At 32.4% G+C, this 20,737-nt stretch carries 20 protein-coding genes; 9 read left to right on the top strand and 11 right to left on the bottom strand.

The window, feature by feature from the left end; genetic code table 11:
* Window positions 1-90: 90 nt before the first annotated feature.
* Window positions 91-1,137 (top strand): thiamine-phosphate kinase, encoded by a 1,047-nt coding sequence (thiL, locus tag AB3G36_RS04775; RefSeq protein ID WP_367756543.1) that lies wholly within the window; start codon window positions 91-93, stop codon window positions 1,135-1,137.
* A gap of 52 nt (window positions 1,138-1,189) precedes the next feature.
* Here the strand turns inward: thiL and AB3G36_RS04770 are convergent, their stop codons facing one another.
* The 5 genes from AB3G36_RS04770 to AB3G36_RS04750 form a co-directional block, all read right to left on the bottom strand.
* Window positions 1,190-1,882 (bottom strand): response regulator, encoded by a 693-nt coding sequence (locus AB3G36_RS04770; RefSeq protein ID WP_367756541.1) that lies wholly within the window; start codon window positions 1,880-1,882, stop codon window positions 1,190-1,192.
* Between the two features lie 2 nt (window positions 1,883-1,884).
* Window positions 1,885-3,930 carry an ATP-binding protein gene (locus AB3G36_RS04765; protein WP_367756539.1) on the bottom strand — a complete coding sequence of 682 codons (2,046 nt, stop codon included), beginning with the start codon at window positions 3,928-3,930 and terminating at the stop codon, window positions 1,885-1,887.
* Window positions 3,931-4,037: 107 nt separating this feature from the next.
* On the bottom strand, window positions 4,038-4,295 hold the full coding sequence (locus AB3G36_RS04760; RefSeq protein ID WP_367756537.1) for a 3-oxoacyl-ACP reductase: 258 nt from the start codon (window positions 4,293-4,295) through the stop codon (window positions 4,038-4,040).
* 178 nt (window positions 4,296-4,473) lie between these two features.
* Window positions 4,474-5,289, bottom strand: coding sequence for a LytR/AlgR family response regulator transcription factor (locus AB3G36_RS04755; protein WP_367756535.1), 816 nt, complete (start codon window positions 5,287-5,289; stop codon window positions 4,474-4,476).
* A 363-nt stretch (window positions 5,290-5,652) separates the two neighbouring features.
* A complete protein-coding gene (locus tag AB3G36_RS04750; protein ID WP_367756533.1) occupies window positions 5,653-7,194 on the bottom strand; it encodes a glycine--tRNA ligase in 1,542 nt (513 codons plus the stop codon).
* A gap of 97 nt (window positions 7,195-7,291) precedes the next feature.
* On the opposite strand from AB3G36_RS04750, the gene AB3G36_RS04745 reads away from it, so the two are divergent.
* Both AB3G36_RS04745 and AB3G36_RS04740 read left to right on the top strand, forming a co-directional pair.
* The gene (locus AB3G36_RS04745) at window positions 7,292-7,975 is read left to right on the top strand and encodes a ComF family protein (protein ID WP_367756531.1); all 684 of its coding nucleotides are present in this window, start codon (window positions 7,292-7,294) and stop codon (window positions 7,973-7,975) included.
* Window positions 7,976-8,164: 189 nt separating this feature from the next.
* On the top strand, window positions 8,165-8,773 hold the full coding sequence (locus AB3G36_RS04740; RefSeq protein WP_367756529.1) for a superoxide dismutase: 609 nt from the start codon (window positions 8,165-8,167) through the stop codon (window positions 8,771-8,773).
* 380 nt (window positions 8,774-9,153) lie between these two features.
* Here AB3G36_RS04740 and AB3G36_RS04735 read toward each other — a convergent pair whose 3' ends face one another.
* The 4 genes from AB3G36_RS04735 to purN all read right to left on the bottom strand — a co-directional run bounded on the left by AB3G36_RS04735 (window position 9,154) and on the right by purN (window position 13,340).
* Window positions 9,154-11,052: an amidophosphoribosyltransferase gene (locus AB3G36_RS04735; RefSeq protein ID WP_367756527.1), complete on the bottom strand. Its 1,899-nt coding sequence runs from the start codon at window positions 11,050-11,052 to the stop codon at window positions 9,154-9,156.
* A 198-nt stretch (window positions 11,053-11,250) separates the two neighbouring features.
* Window positions 11,251-12,174, bottom strand: coding sequence for a PfkB family carbohydrate kinase (locus AB3G36_RS04730; RefSeq protein ID WP_367756525.1), 924 nt, complete (start codon window positions 12,172-12,174; stop codon window positions 11,251-11,253).
* Between the two features lie 75 nt (window positions 12,175-12,249).
* Window positions 12,250-12,735 (bottom strand): ribonuclease HI, encoded by a 486-nt coding sequence (rnhA, locus tag AB3G36_RS04725; RefSeq protein WP_367756523.1) that lies wholly within the window; start codon window positions 12,733-12,735, stop codon window positions 12,250-12,252.
* Between the two features lie 41 nt (window positions 12,736-12,776).
* Window positions 12,777-13,340, bottom strand: a complete 564-nt coding sequence (gene purN / locus AB3G36_RS04720) for a phosphoribosylglycinamide formyltransferase (RefSeq protein ID WP_367756521.1) — start codon at window positions 13,338-13,340, stop codon at window positions 12,777-12,779.
* 176 nt (window positions 13,341-13,516) lie between these two features.
* Between purN and AB3G36_RS04715 the strand changes: the two genes are divergently transcribed.
* The 6 genes from AB3G36_RS04715 (at window position 13,517) to AB3G36_RS04690 (ending at window position 18,847) form a co-directional block, all read left to right on the top strand.
* Window positions 13,517-13,753, top strand: a complete 237-nt coding sequence (locus AB3G36_RS04715; protein ID WP_007137004.1) for an acyl carrier protein — start codon at window positions 13,517-13,519, stop codon at window positions 13,751-13,753.
* A 181-nt stretch (window positions 13,754-13,934) separates the two neighbouring features.
* A complete protein-coding gene (gene fabF / locus AB3G36_RS04710) occupies window positions 13,935-15,188 on the top strand; it encodes a beta-ketoacyl-ACP synthase II (protein WP_367756509.1) in 1,254 nt (417 codons plus the stop codon).
* Between the two features lie 7 nt (window positions 15,189-15,195).
* On the top strand, window positions 15,196-15,936 hold the full coding sequence (rnc, locus tag AB3G36_RS04705; RefSeq protein WP_367756507.1) for a ribonuclease III: 741 nt from the start codon (window positions 15,196-15,198) through the stop codon (window positions 15,934-15,936).
* 113 nt (window positions 15,937-16,049) lie between these two features.
* The gene (locus AB3G36_RS04700; RefSeq protein WP_367756505.1) at window positions 16,050-16,538 is read left to right on the top strand and encodes an IPExxxVDY family protein; all 489 of its coding nucleotides are present in this window, start codon (window positions 16,050-16,052) and stop codon (window positions 16,536-16,538) included.
* A 5-nt stretch (window positions 16,539-16,543) separates the two neighbouring features.
* A complete protein-coding gene (gene pyk / locus AB3G36_RS04695; RefSeq protein WP_367756503.1) occupies window positions 16,544-17,974 on the top strand; it encodes a pyruvate kinase in 1,431 nt (476 codons plus the stop codon).
* A 108-nt stretch (window positions 17,975-18,082) separates the two neighbouring features.
* Window positions 18,083-18,847 (top strand): Bax inhibitor-1/YccA family protein, encoded by a 765-nt coding sequence (locus tag AB3G36_RS04690; protein WP_367756501.1) that lies wholly within the window; start codon window positions 18,083-18,085, stop codon window positions 18,845-18,847.
* A gap of 44 nt (window positions 18,848-18,891) precedes the next feature.
* Here the strand turns inward: AB3G36_RS04690 and AB3G36_RS04685 are convergent, their stop codons facing one another.
* The gene (locus AB3G36_RS04685) at window positions 18,892-19,410 is read right to left on the bottom strand and encodes a PAS domain-containing protein (RefSeq protein WP_367756499.1); all 519 of its coding nucleotides are present in this window, start codon (window positions 19,408-19,410) and stop codon (window positions 18,892-18,894) included.
* Window positions 19,411-19,503: 93 nt separating this feature from the next.
* Window positions 19,504-20,586 (bottom strand): DNA polymerase IV, encoded by a 1,083-nt coding sequence (dinB, locus tag AB3G36_RS04680; protein WP_367756497.1) that lies wholly within the window; start codon window positions 20,584-20,586, stop codon window positions 19,504-19,506.
* Between the last annotated feature and the right edge of the window lie 151 nt (window positions 20,587-20,737).

The following is a 20,737-nucleotide window of genomic DNA, read 5'->3' as shown; positions in this document are numbered from 1 at the left end:
TATATTCATAAAGTCAATTCTAAAATCTCTTCTACTTTATCTCATTAAAGGGTTACAACTTTGTACCTTTGCTTCTTTAAAATAAAGATAATGATTGAAGATAAAAACCCGCAACGTACTAGTATAGCTCAATTAGGAGAATTTGGATTGATAGACCATTTGACAAAAAACTTCGAAATAATCCAACCTTCCACTCTAAAAGGAATTGGTGATGATGCCGCTGTTCTTGATTTCAAGGATAAAAAAGTTGTGGTTTCTACCGATTTATTAATAGAAGGCGTACATTTTGATTTGGCTTACATGCCTTTGAAACACTTAGGGTACAAAGCAGTTGTAGTAAATATATCAGATATCTGTGCAATGAATGCAAAAGCAACTCAAATCACGGTTTCTGTTGCCGTTTCAAATCGTTTTCCACTAGAAGCATTAGAAGAATTATTTGAAGGGATTACTCATGCAGCCAATGAATACAAAGTAGATGTAATAGGCGGCGACACAACCTCTTCTCAAAAAGGATTAATTATAAGCATAACTGCTATTGGCGAAGCCAATGAAGATGAAATTGTTTATAGAAATGGAGCAAAACAAAGCGATTTACTAGTTGTGTCTGGTGATATTGGAGCTGCGTACATGGGACTACAAGTTTTAGAGAGAGAGAAACAAGTTTTTCAAGTAAATCCTAATTCACAACCAGATCTAGATTCTTATACTTATATAATTGAGCGTCAATTAAAACCGGAAGCCCGTAAAGACATTAGAACTTTATTACATGCTTTAGAAATAAAACCTACTTCAATGATTGATATCTCTGATGGGTTATCATCAGAAATTATGCATTTATGTAAACAATCTAAAGTGGGTTGTAATTTATATGAAGATAAACTTCCTCTTGATCCACAGTTCATCAGTGTTTGTGAAGAATTCAATATTGACAGCACCACTGTTGCTATAAATGGTGGTGAGGATTATGAATTGCTTTTCACTATTGCGATGGAAGATTTTGATAAAATAAAAGCAAATCCAAATTTCTCTATTATTGGACACATGGTTCAAGAAAGTGAAGGAATCCATTTAGTGACAAGAGCAAATACTCGAATTCCTCTAAAGGCAAGAGGTTGGGATGCTATAAAAGAATAAATAAAAAAAGCGACATCATTAGGTGTCGCTTTTTTTTATGTAATTTCCAATATTAAAATAACAAACCGATTTTTCTAGCTTCCCGAACCAATTCGATATCACTTCCATCAGTTACTTTTAATAATTCCTTGAGATTTAATTTTCGCGCTTCAATTGCGTTTAACGAAATTGGAATGTATTGAGGAATGTCTTTTGCTTTAGTTCCCTTTGACAAATGAAAAAGAATTTGCTTATCAAACAAATCTATTTCGATGTCATTTTCATGCGATTCTAACATCTCTAAAACAGATTTACTGTAATAAAATTCATTTTTGATCACTTTATCAAAAGCAAATAAAAGTTCATCAAAGGTTAAATCATTTTTAATTACTAACCCATTTGGATTTATATTACTTATGATTGTTTTAATTTTTAAAAACTCAGTAAACATAGTCAACAAAATTATTTTACAATTTGGCATGTTCTCTAAAATCAATTTTGCCAAATCCTCACCCGAATAAAGATTTTGTTCTTCATACGAAGGCATACTGATATCTAAAAAAGCGATATCAAAAATAGCCGATTCAGGATTAGTAATAACATGATAAGCTGACTCACAATCTTTTGCCTCTGTTATAAAAAACTCATAATTATCAGCATCATACCTAGTTATAGCATTTTTATATCCCTGTATAATGAACGGATGATCGTCAACTATTAATATGTTTTTTTTTACTTTTAGCATTAAAGTAGATTCGATTGTCATTTCTATGATGGTATTTGTATTTGTTCTAATGGAACTATAACAGTAATAATTGCGCCTTCTCCTTTTTTGGATTTTACATTAAATATCCCATTACATTCTTTAGTTCGAGATAACATATTTTGCATTCCAATTCCCTTTTTTTTAACTCTGGCATTAAATCCAATGCCATCATCTGTTACCGTTAATACTAAATTATCGCCTTGTTTTCTCAGCTCAATATTAATATTTTCAGCGTTGGCATATTTATTAATATTTTGAAGTGATTCCTGAATGATTCTATATAAATTGATTTTTACAGCATTTACTAATAATTCCCATTTAATGTTTCTATCAATATTAGAAATCAATCTGGGCTTAAAAGTATTACGTTGTTTTTCAAATAAATTATCAACAATTGCTACGAAGTTATTAATTAATTCCGATTTTTCTCTATTTAAGTCGTGAGAAATTTCACGAATATCCTGTTCAATATTTTTTAATTCCGATAAATAACTAATTCTTTGTTCAATAGCCGTATCATCATTAAACCTATTTAGTCCATCTAAATTCATTCGCACCCCAAACATTCTCCCTAAAACCCCATCATGTAATTCTTGAGCCACGCGTTTTTTCTCTTTTACCCTGTTGGTCTCAATCGTATTTTGCTGCGAGATCATTAAGTTATAAATATCCTCATTTGCTTTTTGTTGCTGTTGTTTGTACAACAATTCTCTATTCTTGGTTTTTTGCGCTTTGATGATGTATAAAAACAATCCTAAAATAGTAAAGAAACTAAAAACATATACTAAATTCCTGTTTTGATCTGCTAAGCTACTGTTTTCATCCTTTATCTTGTCTGTTTCATATTCAATACGAGAAAATTTATCTCCCATACTGCGTTCTGCTTTTTGTAAATTTTCGTTGACATGGATATATTCTTTAGTATAAAGTGAAGCCTTTTCAGGTTCAATCAAAGCTATTTGCTTAAGAGCGACTAAAATATCTCTTGAGATATTAGTACTTTGAGCAAGTGACAAAGCTTCTTTGGAATATTGCAACGCTTTTATTTTATCATTTTTAGAAGCAAAAAATTCAGCTAAGTGAATTTTATTGATAAATATCCCAGCTGTTAATTGAAGACTGTCTCTTATCTTTAATGACTGATAAAATAAATCTGGAAGCCCATCATTTTCTCCCATTTTAAATTTAGAATAGGCTAAATTATCTAATAACATAGTGTATACGTATGGCTTCTGTAACTTTAGATTGGGTTGTTTTAATCCTTTTTGAAAATATTCTTTAGCAAGTAAGTATTTTCCAGAATTGAGATACAGAAATCCAATATTATTATAAGTAGTCGCTTTTGACTGAAAAACTACGGGTATAATTTCATCATCGCTAATTGCTAAAGCTTTATTATGATAGGTAAGAGCATTTTCATATTCACCTAGCTCTCCGTAATTTATCCCTAAAAGGTTGTAAGCATCATATAAAACATTATTTATTTTCTTTTCACCTTTAATTACACGCAATACATTGAAAACGGATTTTTCGGAACCTAAAAAATCACCTGCCTTATATTGCAGAGTGGCTTTGTTAATTAATATTCTACCCAGATTAAAGTTATCTCCTTGTTTCTCATACATTTTTTCCGCTTTATAATAAAACTGAAATGAACTATCGAGAATAGCTTGTGACTCATAATAATCACCCAAATAAGTATAGGCCTTTATTATATTTAAAGTATCCTTAGCATTTTCCGATTTCTTTAATACAAAATGAACCGTTTTATTAAACTCACCCCATTTATTTATGTTATAATAACGATTGGCTACTCTAAACAAATTCAATCTATTAAGAGAATCTTCCTCCTGATTGACAACGATGTTATATGCTTTTTGAGTATACAATAGTCTTTTCTCTTTGGCCAAACTAAAATCGTTGGCTAAGGAAAAATAAGTAGAAAGACTATCTTCTGATGAAGTTACAATGATATTTTCTGTTTTCTTTTTGGAACAACCCAAAAAAACAAACAAAATGAAAGAAAGTATGTAGTATTTAATTTTCAATTGCCGCTAATGAGTTTTACCAAAAATAGTAAAATAAAACTATTGACATAAAAAAAGGCTATCAAATAATTGATAGCCTACAATATAATTTAAACTTATTTTGATTTTTAGTCTACTTTTACATTTCCTCCTGCTGCTGCACCACCAATGATGTCCACTTTCACATTTCCTCCTGCTGCTGCACCACCAATGATGTCCACTTTCACATTTCCTCCTGCTGCTGCACCACCAATGATGTCCACTTTCACATTTCCTCCTGCTGCTGCTCCGCCAATAATATCTACATTATTTGTTTCTGGTGTAGTAAATGATGTTAATACCATTACTAAAGAGAATAAAGCGATTGTTAAGATTGATTTTTTCATAATTTGGGGATTTTATGTTTTTAAATTTATTTTACTTGTTTAATGACCTGCATATCAGCAGTATCACGATGTAAAAATACACAGGACATCCCATTTTTTCTTACAAAAAAGAGTCTCAATGGTAGAATGCTATCGTCTGATAGTGAATGATAGTCAAATTAGGGTGAATGACTATTTTTTAAATTTCAAGGTAATTCCCGTTAGAAATTTCAGAGATAATAAGGTCTATATTCACCTTATATGTTTTAGAAAACGGAAGTTTTGTAGTCGTGTTTTTAATATAACACAATGAATTACCCGTATGGATTCTTGAAATGAAGTGACTGTTAACAATATAACTGTTATGGATTCTTGTAAAAGGATAGGTTAATACGCCTTCAAAATGTTTTAATGTTTTGAAAGCGGTGACCATCTCTCCGTTATTTAAGTGTATATCAGTAGAGTTATTATCCGCTTGTAAATAACAAATATCTCTAGCATCAATATACCTGTAATCACCATAAGACTTAATACACAATACGAGAGGTTCTTCCTTACTAGTCGATTCATGCTGGACAAAAACGGTTGGTCGCTCTTCAGTAGAAACTGTTGGCTTCAAAATTTGAACTTCAGCTTCAGTATTTGATTTGTTTAATTTTAAAATAAATTTTACAAAATCAATACGTGCTAAAGGTTTTAAAAGGTAATCCGTTACCTCATATTGTATCGCTTCATAAGCTAAGTCTTTTTTAGAAGTGGTAACAATAATTTTGGGAACCACTTTTAAATACCTATGCAACTCATTAATAAGCGATAAGGATAAATTACTTTTTTTATTAGTTGGGTCAATTTCTAGAAAAACTAAGTCTGGCGTATTTTCTAATATAAGATTCAAACCATCTTCATAGTTATGGGCCGTAGCTACAAAAGCAAGCTCCGAAAAACTATCAGCCATGGCTTTTGTTTTCAAAACACTTTCTTGATTGTCGTCAATAATAATGTACGAATAGTTCATCTATAGCTTTTCCTAAATTATAGGTATATTAATACACACTCTAAACTAGAGAATACATCAAAAACAATAGCTTTATTATAGTAGTTTTGGGAAACTATTTTAAATAAAATCACCGATTTTTACTTCAGAAATTGTTATTTAACATTTTAAAAATACATGTTTACAGCATTTTAACTCTCTAATGTTAACATATTTTAAATAAATGTTAATACATTTTGATGAACTGCAAATAAATCCGATTAAGCGCATATTCAGTGGGACTGAAAGAAAACGAACAATGTCTTTTTTTTCGCTTTTTATTTATAGTGCATAAAAAAAGCTTTCCTATTGGAAAGCTTTTTTTATGCACTATAATAAGTGTTATTAGATCTTCATTAACCAGTTTTTCATTGCAACTTCATTTTCAATGATTTCTTTCAGATCCGATATTTTAACACGATCTTGTTTCATTGTATCTCTATGACGAATCGTTACCGTTTGGTCTTCGATGGTCTGATGGTCTACTGTAATACAAAATGGCGTACCTAATGCATCTTGTCTTCTATAACGACGACCTACTGCATCTTTTTCATCATAAGCTACTTGGAAATCCCATTTCAAATCATCAATGATTTTATGCGCAATTTCTGGCAAACCATCTTTTTTAACTAATGGCAAAACCGCTGCTTTTGTTGGCGCTAAAACAGATGGTAATTTTAAGACTGTTCTAGTTGACCCATCTTCTAAAACCTCTTCTTTTAATGAGGTTGCAAAAACAGCCAAAAACATTCTATCCAATCCCACCGAGGTTTCCACCACATAAGGGACATAGTTTTTATTTAATTCAGCATCAAAATACTGTAATTTTCTACCAGAGAATTTTTCGTGTGCTTTTAAATCAAAGTCGGTACGCGAATGAATTCCTTCTAATTCTTTGAAACCAAAAGGGAAATTAAATTCGATATCAGCCGCTGCATTTGCATAATGAGCTAATTTTTCATGATCATGAAAACGATAATTTTCTTTTCCTAAACCTAAAGACAAATGCCATTTTAAACGCGCATCTTTCCAAAACTCATAATGCTGCATTTCGTCTCCAGGGCGCACAAAGAATTGCATTTCCATTTGTTCAAATTCACGCATGCGGAAAATAAATTGTCTAGCAACAATTTCATTTCTAAATGCCTTTCCAGTTTGTGCAATTCCAAAAGGAACTTTCATTCTACCTGATTTTTGAACATTCAAGAAATTCACAAAAATACCTTGAGCCGTTTCTGGACGTAAATACAAGTCCATAGCAGTATCTGCTGATGCGCCTAATTTAGTACCAAACATCAAATTAAACTGACGCACTTCGGTCCAATTGCGAGAACCTGATTCTGGACATGCAATTTCTAATTCTTCGATTAAAGCTTTTACATCCTCTAAGTCTTCATTTCCTAAAGAGCGTCCCAATCGTTCCAGAATTTCTCTCTCTTTAGTTTTGTATTCAACAACTCTCGGATTTGTACTTACAAATTCTTCTTCATTGAATGCATCACCAAAACGTACTTTTGCTTTTTCGATTTCTTTAATTGCTTTTACATTCAGCTTTTCAGCATAATCTTCAATTAAAACATCAGCTCTATATCTTCTTTTTGAATCTTTATTATCAATTAATGGGTCATTAAAAGCGTCCACGTGTCCTGATGCTTTCCATGTCGTTGGATGCATTAATATTGACGCATCTAATCCCACAATATTATCATTCATCTGAACCATTGATTTCCACCAATATTCACGTATGTTCTTTTTTAATTCCACTCCGTTTTGTGCATAATCATAAACTGCACTTAAACCATCGTATATTTCGCTAGACGGAAAAATAAATCCGTATTCTTTTGCATGCGAAATTACATTCTTAAATATATCTTCTTGTTTTGCCATAGTAATGCAAAAATATAAAAAGTCAACTTAAAAAAAAGAAAATTGATGAAGATTGAAGCATTGATTTTCATATTTTTATAAATAAATTACTATTTGTATGTTCAAAAACATTATAAACCTATTCTTTCCTAAGGCGTGTGCTGGTTGTGATTCTTTATTAGTTGCCAATGAAAATACAATTTGTACCCTTTGTAGACATCATATCCCTTTAACAAACCATCATTTGAACCCCGAAAACGAAGCTTTTAAAAAATTCTATGGTAGAATTCCGATTGAATATGCGTCAGCTCATCTCTATTTTCATAAAAAAGGAATCGTACAAGAAGTAATTCATAAATTAAAATATAAGGGACAAGAAGAAATAGGTACTGTATTAGGGAATTGGTATGCCGATGATTTAAAAAAGATAACTATCCTACAAACTGCAGATATAATTATTCCAGTTCCGTTACATAAAAAAAAGCTTCGTGAAAGAGGCTATAATCAAGTCACCACTTTTGGGCTAGCACTATCTAACGAAATAAATATAGCGTATAATGACTCCATTTTAATTCGAAAAGTCTATTCCAAAACGCAATCCAAGAAAAATCTTTTAGGTCGAACAGAAGGAATTGAATCTGTATTTGATCTATCAACTATAGAAAAATATCATAACAAGCATTTTATACTAATAGATGATGTTATAACAACTGGAGCAACACTTGAAGCATGTTCACGTGCATTACTGAAAATTCCTGGTGCAAAAATCAGTATTATTTGCATAGCAATGGCACAATCTTAAAATCGAATCAAATACCCAACTAATGTATTTAAATAATATCCGTTTTCTTAGGAAAAATAAACACAAAAAAAACACATATCTTCTTGGTAATAGATTTTTTTAATGAAATTATAACTAAATAGAATTTCCAATTCCAAAGTTAAATGTTTAAATTTGAATAAATTTTATAAATCATTAAACAAATATATCATGGCTTTTGAATTACCTCAGTTACCTTATGCATACGATGCATTAGAACCTAATATTGATGCACGTACTATGGAAATCCACCATTCAAAGCATCATAACGCTTATACTACCAACCTAAATGCTGCTATAGCAGGTACAGATATGGAAGGCAAAACAATCGATAACATTCTAATTAATCTTGATATGAAAAACGCTGCTGTACGTAATAACGGTGGAGGATTTTATAATCATAACTTGTTCTGGACTGTAATGTCACCAAATGGCGGTGGACTTCCAACAGGAGATTTACTTGCTGCAATTGAAGCTGCTTTTGGATCTTTTGAGGAATTTAAAGCTAAATTCAGCAAAGTAGGCGCAACACAATTTGGTTCAGGATGGGCTTGGTTATGTGTTCATAAAGGTGGAAAACTTGATGTTTGCGGAACTCCTAATCAAGACAATCCTTTAATGCCTGGAATTGGTTGTGGAGGAACACCAATTTTAGGAATGGATGTCTGGGAACATGCTTATTATTTGCATTACCAAAACAGAAGACCTGATTATATTGAAGCTTTCTTCAATGTTATCAATTGGACTGAAGTTTCAAGAAGATATGCTTCTGAAAAATAGTTTTTTCACAAGAACATAAAATAAAAAATATCGAGAATAGACAAATGACTAGAAAGTTGTTTGTCTATTTTTTTTGCTCTAAACCCACTTTTTTCTCGTTTTTGAAGAACTTTATTCCAATAAAAAAGACGAACAAACTAATTAGCTTACTCGTCTTTATTATATGTCCGATTCTCTTTCTTCTTTTTTCTATTTTTCTTTTTCAGAAACTTTAATCCAATAAAAAAGGTGGAATTCCTTCCACCTTTTTTGCCCCAAATCTACCATAAACTTAACCTACTAATGTTATGGTGATTCAAATTTATACTAGTTGCTTCATCAATCCAAATATTTAAGACAAACAACTCATAAAACCGATAAATTACCTGTTTTAACAATTCTTAATATGCTCTTGCATCTTTTCCTTCGTAAAAATTCATAAATGCCCTATTTACTACTCTATTCCCTCCAGGAGTTGGATAATCCCCTGTAAAATACCAATCCCCTAAATTTTTAGGACATGCTATATGTAAATCTTCAACTGTTTGAAAAATAATTTTAACTTCAGCTTTGATTTCAGGAGAGCTTAACATCTCTGAAATTTTATCTGAAACTTCTTGTGGCTGAAAAGGTGCATAAATCTCAGTTACATAATTCACAACCTCAGTGTCTACAAAGTTTTCTTGCGCTTTACATTTAGCATATACTTCATCAACAATATGATATAAGTTTCTTTCTTTCAATAACTCCAAAGTTGCTTTAAAGGCAACTAATCCTTCTAATTTAGCCATGTCAATTCCATAACAATCAGGAAAACGAATCTGAGGTGCCGATGAAACTACAACAATCCTCTTTGGATTTAAACGATCCATCATTTTTATGATACTCATTTTCAATGTAGTTCCCCTTACAATACTGTCATCAATAATAACTAAATTATCAGTTGGCTTAATAACACCATAAGTAACATCATATACATGTGCCACTAAATCATCACGACTACTATCTTCAGTGATAAAAGTTCTAAGTTTTGCATCCTTAATAGCTACTTTTTCTGTGCGGATTTTTACTTTAAGAAGCTCTTGTAAAGTCTCTTTAGTTAGTATATTTCTATTTTCTAAAATAAAATTATTCTTACGTTGATTCAAGAAATCCTGAGCCGCTTCCACTAAACCATAGAACGAAGTCTCGGCCGTATTTGGAATATAGGAGAAAACTGTGTTGTCAGTATCTTCATCAATAGCTTCAAGAACAGCAGGCAATATCAATCTCCCTAAGTTTTTTCTTTCTTGATATATTTCGGCATCACTTCCTCTAGAAAAATAAATTCTTTCAAATGAGCATGCTTTTTTTACTGTTGGAACTAGAATTTCTTCCATTGTAACAGTACCGTTTTTCTTGATTATTAATGCATTTCCAGGCTCAATTTCTTGCACTTTTTCGAAAGGAACATTAAAAACAGTTTGTATAACCGGTCTTTCAGAAGCGACAACAACAACTTCGTCATCTTGATAAAAATAAGCTGGACGAATTCCTGCTGGGTCTCTAAACACAAATGAGTCACCATGTCCTAAAAGTCCTGCCATAGCATATCCTCCATCTAAGTTTTTAGAGGAACGTCTTAAAATTTTAGCGATATCTAGTCGCTCTGCAATTACAGGTGACGCCTCTCTTTTTGACAAACCTTCTTCTTTACAATCTTGATACAATTGCATCACTTCCTTATCTAGAAAATGACCAATTTTTTCCATAATTGTAACCGTATCCGCCATTTCTTTTGGATGTTGCCCTAATTCAACTAAGTTCTCAAAAAGCTCCTTAACATTAGTCATGTTAAAATTCCCAGCCAAAATAAGATTTCGATGCATCCAATTACTTTGACGTAAAAAAGGATGTACACTTTCAATACTGTTTTTTCCAAAAGTTCCATAACGAACATGTCCTAAAAACAATTCCCCCAAATAGGGAATGTTTTCTTTTTGAAGCGCTACGTTATCAGCATATTCAGGATGAGAAGACATCTCCTCATTTATTCTATCATTTATTTGAGCAAAGACGTCTTGGATTGGTTGCGCATTATTGGATCGTACGCGGCTAATGTAACGCTCCCCTGGATTAACATCCATTTTTATGCTTGCAAAACCAGCACCATCTTGACCTCGATTGTGCTGCTTTTCCATAAGGAGATACATTTTTTGTATTCCGTAAAAAGCAGTTCCGTATTTCTCTTTATAAAATTCAAGCGGTTTAAGTAGTCTAACTAAGGCTATTCCACATTCGTGTTGTAAAGCATCGCTCATTGTGTAGTTGTTTGTTGTGTTTATTTTTATAATATTAAACTCACTTTCGTAACCTTTAATATTTTATGTTTTGAAATTACAAAATTCCGACTTTTTTTGTTCTCCATATCTTAACCTAGCTTAAGAAAAACTTCTTTTAACTGGATAATCCTTACTTTTTATTTTGAACAAAAAAACCCCGTTTCCGAGGTTTGAATGTTATAATTCTATATCAAATTGTGTTAACGATTTAAATTGTTTCAATCTTGAAATTACTTCATTTTTATCTAAATCAACCATTCGCTCTGTACCAAATTTCTCCACACAGAAAGAAGCTAAATTAGATCCATAGATAATGGCATTTTTCATATTCTCAAAAGATACATTTTCACTTTGAGTAATAAACCCTGCAAATCCACCTGCAAATGTATCCCCTGCTCCTGTAGGGTCAAATACTTCTTCTAATGGCAAGGCGGGCGCAAAGAAAACTTGTTTATCATGAAATAATAATGCACCATGCTCCCCTTTTTTAATTACAACATACTTTGGTCCCATTGCTTGAATTTTGGCTGCAGCCTTAACTAAAGAATATTCTCCAGAAAGTTGTCTTGCTTCTTCATCATTAATCGTAATCACATCAACGCGTTTTATCACATCAAGCAATTCAGGTAATGCACAATCCATCCAAAAATTCATTGTATCTAAAACAACTAACTTAGGCTTGGTTTCCATTTGGTCCAAAACACTACTTTGTACTAACGGATGTAAATTTCCAAGCATTACTACATCAGCATTTTTATAATTTTCAGGTACTTTGGGTTGAAAATCAGCCAATACATTTAACTGCGTATCTAAAGTATCTCTAGAATTCAAATCGTTATGGTAGCGCCCACTCCAAAAGAATGTCTTACCTCCCTTAACTACTTCAAGACCAGAAATATCAATATTTCTTTCGGTCAATAAATCTAAATATTCTTGTGGAAAATCATCCCCAACCACAGAAACTATGGCAGATTGTAAATTAAAAAAAGCAGCCGATAGACCAATATAAGTTCCAGCTCCACCTAAAATTTTATCTGTTTTACCAAAAGGAGTTTCAATAGCGTCGAAAGCAACAGTTCCAACAATCAATAATTTGTTCATTTTATGAATTTCGAATTAAGGCGCAAAGATAGTTTATAAGTTTCAGAGTTGCAAAGGTTGAAACTCGCAAAATTTTCATAAAACTTTACCTTCTTCTTTCTCATAAAAAGTATCAACCGAAACCTCTTTTTGCATGGAAGCCATAACAGCAAGTTCATCACATCTTTCATTCTGAGGATGATTATTATGCCCTTTAATCCACTTAAAATCAACCTGGTGTTTTCTATAGATAATTAGTAGCCGTTTCCATAAATCGGAGTTTTTTCTGTCAACGAATTTCTTTTTCTCCCAGCCAAACACCCATTTTTTAACAACAGAATCTACTACATATTTCGAATCCGACACCACTAACACTTTTGTATTGGGATTTTTCAATTTTTCTAAACCTACAATTACCGCCAGTAGCTCCATTCTATTATTAGTAGTTCGTCTAAAACCTTCGTAAAATTCTTTTCTATACGTCTTACCCTCCACAACGCTTTCCATGACTACACCGTAGCCTCCTTTTCCAGGGTTTCCTTTTGCAGCACCATCAGTATATATATGTACTTCGTAGTCCATTTATTGAATTTTAATTTATCTAGCGATAAAAATGTATTGTTTTATTTTTTCAAAAGACCTCCTATAACTTCTGGGAAATACCTTTGCTCTAGATCGTGTATTTTTTCGGCAACAACTTCTGATGTATCCGTACCTAAAACAGTCACTTTCTTTTGAAATATAATCCCTCCTTCATCATAATGTTCATTAACATAATGAATCGTAATTCCAGTTTCTGATTCTCTATTTTCAACCACCGCTCTATGCACATTCATACCATACATTCCTTTTCCTCCATATTTAGGTAATAATGCAGGATGAATATTAATGATTTTATTGGGGTAAGCATGAATAATATTCTCGGGGAATTTCAATAGAAATCCGGCAAGAACGATCAAATCAGGTTGAATTGCCTTAATTTTTTGTAGTACTTTGCCTTCAAATAGATCGTCTTTAGAAAAAACTTCCGTCGGAACTTCGTGTTTACTTGCACGCTCAATAACCATTGCCTTAGAATTGTTTGTAAACACTGCAACAACAGTCCCACTTTCATTTTCCTTAAAGTACTTTATGATATTTTCAGCATTAGTACCCGATCCAGAAGCGAAAACAACTATTTTTTTCATAATCAACTCAATTTTAGTAACGCAAAAAAAGGAATAAAAAATGAAAATAAATAACATTGAGAAGCCTTTGTTTTAATTTATTTTATAATTTAGTTGACACATTTATTAACTTATTGGTTGTTTTAAAATAAAGTTTTTTATTTTTGCCAACAAATTAAATTCTAAAATTAAAGATTATGTCAGACATTGCATCAAGAGTAAAAGCGATTATCGTAGACAAATTAGGCGTTGACGAAAACGAAGTTGTAACAGAAGCAAGCTTCACTAATGATTTAGGAGCTGACTCATTAGACACTGTTGAGCTTATTATGGAATTCGAAAAAGAATTTGACATTCAAATTCCAGACGATCAAGCAGAAAACATTGCTACTGTTGGTCAAGCTATTTCTTACATCGAAGAAGCTAAAAAATAATAAACACACACTCGCTTGCAACTATGTAAGCGGGTGTTATTATTTTTTTAAATATGAAATTCGGGATTGAAGTTCAATCCAAAAGATATTTATAATCTAATACCCACGGCTTTTTTGTAATAACAATACAGTAAAGAAAGCGTGGGTTTTATTTGTTTAAAGATAACAAAATACATAAGTTATGGTATTAAAGCGAGTTGTTGTAACAGGTTTAGGTGCTCTTACTCCTATAGGAAATAATATTCAAGAATATTGGAACGCTCTTATTAACGGTGTTAGTGGCGCAGCTCCAATTACTTATTTTGACGCTACAAAATTCAAAACACAGTTTGCTTGCGAATTGAAAAATTTTAATGTTGAAGATTTTCTAGACAGAAAAGAAGCAAGAAAAATGGACCGTTATGCACAATATGCAATGGTTTCATCTGAAGAAGCAGTTCGTGATGCAGGGTTTGATTTTGAAAAATTAGACAAAGACAGAGCGGGTGTAATATGGGGTTCTGGAATTGGAGGACTTGAAACATTTCAAATCGAAATGTTGAACTTCGCCGCTGGCGACGGTACACCAAAATTCAATCCTTTCTTTATACCAAAAATGATTTCAGATATTGCCAGTGGTCATATCTCCATTAAATATGGTTTTAGAGGTCCAAACTTCGCAACCGTTTCAGCTTGTGCTTCTTCTACAAACGCCATTATTGACGCTTTTAACTATATTAGACTAGGACATGCAGATGTCATGGTAACTGGTGGATCTGAGGCCGCAGTAACAATTGCTGGTATGGGTGGATTTAATGCCATGCATGCACTATCAACAAGAAATGATGATCCAAAAACTGCTTCAAGACCTATGGATAAAGACCGAGATGGCTTTGTACTTGGAGAAGGTGCTGGAGCTTTAATTCTTGAAGAATACGAACACGCAATCGCTAGAGGTGCAAACATATATTGCGAAATAGGTGGAGGCGGTATGTCTGCAGATGCACATCACATTACAGCTCCACATCCTGAAGGATTAGGTGCTAAAAATGTAATGTTAAATTGCTTAAGAGATGCTGGATTGAAGCCTACAGATGTAGATGGAGTAAATATGCACGGAACTTCAACTCCATTAGGAGATTTAGCCGAATCAAAAGCAATTGAGCATGTTTTTGGCGATCATGCATACACCATGAATTTGAATTCAACAAAATCAATGACTGGTCACCTTCTAGGTGCCGCTGGTGCTGTTGAAACCATATCTTCAATTCTCTCCATGAAACACGGATTAGTTCCTCCAACAATAAATCATTTTACAGATGATGAAAATATTGACCCTAAATTAAACTTTACTTTTAATGTAGCTCAAAAAAGAGACATGAAAGTGGTTATGAGTAATACTTTTGGATTTGGTGGACACAACGCATGCGTATTAGTAAAAAAATTAGACTTGTAACCAACCTATGAGTATAATAAGAAAAATATTTTCGAAATCCCGTTCTCTAGAAGACGGGATTTTTTTTGATGCTATTCAAAAAATTTTAGGCTTTGCGCCAAAAAATATTGACCATTACAGAAAAGCATTCACACACCGTTCTTCAAATAAATTAAACTCAGAAGGCAACCCAATAAATTACGAAAGACTAGAGTTTTTAGGTGACGCCATGTTAAGTGCTGTAATAGCCGCACATTTATTCAATAAAGCACCACATGGTGATGAAGGATACCTCACAAAGATGCGGTCAAAAATTGTAAGTAGAGAACACTTGAATGAATTAGGAAAAGACCTAAATTTAATTCGCTTTATTGAAAGCAAAGTACCCGTGCAACATTTTGGAGAAAATATTCATGGAAATATTTTTGAATCATTAGTGGGCGCAATATATCTTGATAAAGGATATGAATATTGCGAAAAATTTATTCAAAAAAGAGTAGTTCTTCCTTATGTAGATATTTCAAGGTTAGAAGGAAAAGTAATCAGTTATAAGAGTTTAGTTATCGAATGGTGTCAAAAAGAAAAGAAAATATTCCATTATGACATTTATGAAGATAACGGCATTGATGGAGAACGTCTTTTTGGAGTTAAATTAAGTATTGATGAAAAAGTCATCGCAAAAGCAAGAGCAACATCAAAAAAGAAGGCTGAAGAAAAAGCATCACAACGTGCTTATTTTGCATTTCAAGAAAAAATGGATAAGAAATAATATTAAATCCATTAAAACTACAACGTTTTCGTTCATAAATTAACGAAATCATTACATTTTCCGTTCTTTAACTTCGATAGAAATACTATATTTACAGCATATTTTACATGAATATGGCTATTCATAAACTGGATCTTGGAGAATTTGACGAAATAGACTATAATCTTATTGCTATACATACTGCACTGGAAGATTATCGATTAGCGTTTTTTATCAATCAAAAACTTCCAATAATTCTAGGAAAAAGTAAGGATGAAGTTCAAATTAACATAAAAGAAGGAGAAACAAAATTTTCCAGATTTTATTATTATGACTCCGAAAATGCTGTTTCTTGGAATTTAATTCAAAATAAAAATGAGGTTTATCAGGATACAAAAGATACAGCTCAAAATTTATTTTCAAATATAACAATGGAGATTTCGACAAAAGTTTATTTGCTCCCAGAATTTAAAAAAGCAGATTATTTTTTAAAAATTGAAAATACTCAAGACACGATTAATGTGTCAAAAATTAAAGAAATATTAAATACCATTGAAAGTATATCTACCGTTTATACAGTAGATACAAATCAAATAAAATCAAAAAACAATTTAATTTTTTAATAAAAATGATTACAAACAAAAAAACCAAAATTGTAGCCACACTTGGACCTGCATGTAGTACCAGAGAGATTATAAAAGATATGATCGACGCAGGGGTAAATGTGTTTAGAGTTAACTTCTCACACGCAGATTATTCTGATGTTACAGAAAAAATCAATCTCATAAGAGGACTTAACGAAGAATTTGGATACACTACAGCGATACTTGGAGACTTACAAGGACCAAAGCTTCGTGTAGGAGTAATGAATGAAGGAGTAGTTGTAAATGACGGTGACTTAATTACTTTTACTACTGCTGAAGAAGTTCTTGGAACAGCACAAAAAGTGTTCATGAAATATAAAAATTTCCCAAACGATGTAAATCCTGGGGAAAGAATTTTATTGGATGACGGAAAACTTATTTTTGAGATTGTTGAAACTGATAAAAAAACCGAAGTTGTTGCAAGAGTAATACAAGGTGGTGAGTTGAAATCAAAAAAAGGAGTAAACTTACCTAATACTAAAATTTCTCTTCCAGCAATGACAGAGAAAGATATCGCTGATGCTATATTTGCAATTGGACAAAAAGTAGATTGGATTGCTCTATCTTTTGTGAAAACACCTCAAGATTTAAAAGATTTACAGGACTTAATTGCAGAACATTCAGAATATAAAATTCCGATTGTTGCAAAAATCGAAATGCCTGAAGCATTAGAAAACATCGATAAGATTGTGGCTTACTGTGATGGATTAATGGTTGCTCGTGGCGATCTTGGAGTTGAACTTCCTGCTCATGAAGTACCTCTAGTTCAAAAAGAATTAATACGTAAAGCTAAAATGGCTCGTATTCCAGTTATTGTTGCGACGCAAATGATGGAAACTATGATTACTAGCTTAACTCCAACACGTGCTGAAGTAAATGACGTTGCGAACTCAGTAATGGACGGTGCAGATGCAGTTATGCTTTCAGGAGAAACGGCTACAGGTAATTATCCAGTACAGGTAATTGAAAAAATGACACAAATCATTAAAGCAGTTGAAGACTCACCGCTTATTCAAGTACCACAAAACACACCACAAATAAAAACAAAACGTTTTATTACTAAAACAATTTGTCGTCACGCTGCCCTTATGGCTAATGCTATTCAAGCAAAAGCAATTTGTACCTTGACAAATAGTGGGTATACTGCATTTCAAATTTCAGCTTGGAGACCATCAGCACATATTCTAGTATTTACATCTAACAAAAGAATCTTAACTCAGCTAAGTTTATTATGGGGAGTTAAATCTTATTTCTATGATAAAGTAGTAAGTACAGATGAGACTGTTACTGATATAAATGAAATAGCAAGAGAAAAAGGATATGTTACTAAAGGGGACTTTCTTATCAACTTAGCTGCAATGCCTATAAAAGAAAAAGGAATGGTAAATACCATGAGAGTTTCTGAAATAGAATAAGCAAAGCTTATAATAAAAAAATCCGTCTTGTAAGAAATCAAACAAGACGGATTTTTTTGTGCTTCGTTTATTTTTCATTTATCTTTGATAAAAATTAGTTCAACTACTATGGAATTCAAATCAAAAAACCCTTTTTTAAATAATAAATCTTTTTCTGCTACAAGCAAAGATCAAGTACATCAGGCCACCGTCATTGATTACAATCAAGAAATGACTCTGTCTGGAACAATAAATAAAACACTGCTTTTATTCATGCTACTTACTGCTTCTGCGATGGTTATCTGGTGGATGACTTTCAATGGCATGAATCCAATGGTTCCAGCTTTTGGTGGCGCTATTGTAGGATTAGTGTTAGTTGTAATATCTGCATTCAAACCGCAATACTCTCCCTATTTAGCTCCTGGATACGCTTTATTTGAAGGACTCTTTATTGGTGGTATTTCAGCCATTTTTGAGGCTAAATATCCTGGAATTGTAATTCAGGCCGTTGGAGCCACTTTTGTAACTTTTATAGTTTGTTTGGCTTTGTATAAATTTAAAATCGTCAAAGTTACTGAACAATTTAAATCAGTGGTGGTAGCTGCTACGCTTGCTATTGCCACTTATTATCTTATTTCATGGGTATTCTCTATGTTCACGAGTTTCCAACCGGTACATTATGGTAATTCTATGATGAGTATTGGAATCAGCATTTTCGTAATTATAATTGCTGCTCTTAATTTATTTTTAGATTTTGACAGAATAGAAAAAGGAGTTCAGGAAAAAATGCCTAAATACATGGAATGGTTTGGAGCCATGGGGTTAATGATAACTTTGGTTTGGTTGTATATCGAATTCTTACGATTACTCTCTAAGCTTTCAAGTAAAGACTGAAAAAATAGCTCTCATAAAAACCCTTTCAAATTTGGAAGGGTTTTTTATGCTGCTTTTTCAAAAGCAATGAAGTGTGAAAATTCACCGCTTACATTATAGATGGGATAACCATTAATTAAACAGGTGTATATATCTCCATTTTTTTTATAGTTCAAAATCTTTTTTTCAAATGGTTGCTTAAGTTGAATTGCTTTTCTAATTTGTTTTGATACAAAAGCACTAGTCTTTTTCCCCTGAAACATACTTGGACTTTGACCAATCACTTCATCTGGTGTATAACCGTTCATTTTAGTGATGTTTTGCGAGGCAAAAACAATCGACAACTGAGCATCAGTTACAATAATCACTTCTTCTTCTGAAAGCTTATTTTTTATATCCCAATATGGATTCTTCCATTTATACATAGAGGCAATTTGCTCTAACATATTAAAATCTATAAATGAATTTTTCATATCATTTATCATGACACAATGAAAATCCCAAGAAGATACTGGAGTCGTTTTTATTCTTATACTCTTATGATGTTCAGCGACAGCATTTTCGTAGTGTTCAAAGTTAATCATGAGACTTATTTTTATCAAATATAATTGATATTCGAAAAATAATACACCAATAAGAATGTTTTAACTATTGTTGAACCTTACACATTCCCTAGCTTAAAAGGCAAATTTAAGTTGAACCACTACCGCTTTTTTAACTTCTGTATTTAGATTTCCCATAGCTATTCCAAGTAGACGAACGGAGTCTTTCATCTTTTCTTGATACAAAAGTTCTTTAACTGTTTCCAAAATCAGTCCTTTGTCCGAAATATAATAGGGCAATGTTTTACTTCTTGTTTGCTGTGTAAAATCACTATATTTAATTTTTAAGGTAACTGTTTTTCCAGAAATCGTATGTTTTTTCAATCTTTTTTCTAATGATGTAGCGATTTTATCTAATTGCTCAATCATGAAAACCTCCGACGAAAGATTAACGTCAAAAGTATGTTCTGCAGCAACAGATTTAGTTATTCGATCCGATTTAACTTCACTATTGTGAATTCCCCTAACTACATGGTAATAAAAGCCTCCAGACTTCCCAAAATGTTTCTCAAGAAACTCTAGTGATTTACTTTTTAAATCAACTCCCGTAAAAATTCCCAACTGATACATTTTTTCAGTTGTAACTTTACCTACACCGTAAAATTTACGAATAGGTAGTACTTCTAAAAAAGAAATAACTTCATCCGGATTTACTGTCTTCTGTCCGTTCGGTTTATTATAATCACTAGCAATCTTAGCAACAAACTTATTAATAGAAATTCCTGCAGAAGCTGTTAGCCCTACTTCCTTAAAAATACGTAATCTAATTTCTTCGGCTAATAAACTCGCGCTGGGGTTTCCCTTTTTATTTATTGTTACATCAAGATATGCTTCGTCTAGCGACAGCGGTTCAATCAAATCCGTATATTCTCTAAAAATTTTATGGATTTTTCCAGAAATCTCTTTATATCTATCAAAACGAGGTTTTACAAAAATAAGATCTGGACAATTTTTTTTAGCCATAACACCGCTAATCGCACTACGTACTCCAAACTTCCTAGCCTCATAACTAGCAGCAGCAACGACCCCCCTGTTTTCTGACCCCCCAACTGCAATGGGCTTCCCTCGTAGATCAGGATTATCCATTTGCTCTACAGAAGCATAAAATGCATCCATGTCAATGTGAATAATTTTTCTATTAATTGGGTTATCAAGCATGACACAAATTTAAATAGGTTTTACTTGAAAACATTCAAATGAAGGGAATTATTTGATACATTTGATGTCATCTTTTAGCCCAGATCGAAGCGACATCCTTTCTTGTCCTGAACTTAGCTCTTATCTTTAAACTAAAAATTAAGGACAAGAA

The sequence above is a fragment of the Flavobacterium sp. WC2430 genome (assembly GCF_040822075.1).
Classification (GTDB): domain Bacteria; phylum Bacteroidota; class Bacteroidia; order Flavobacteriales; family Flavobacteriaceae; genus Flavobacterium.
This window is presented reverse-complemented; position numbering and strand designations above follow the sequence as displayed.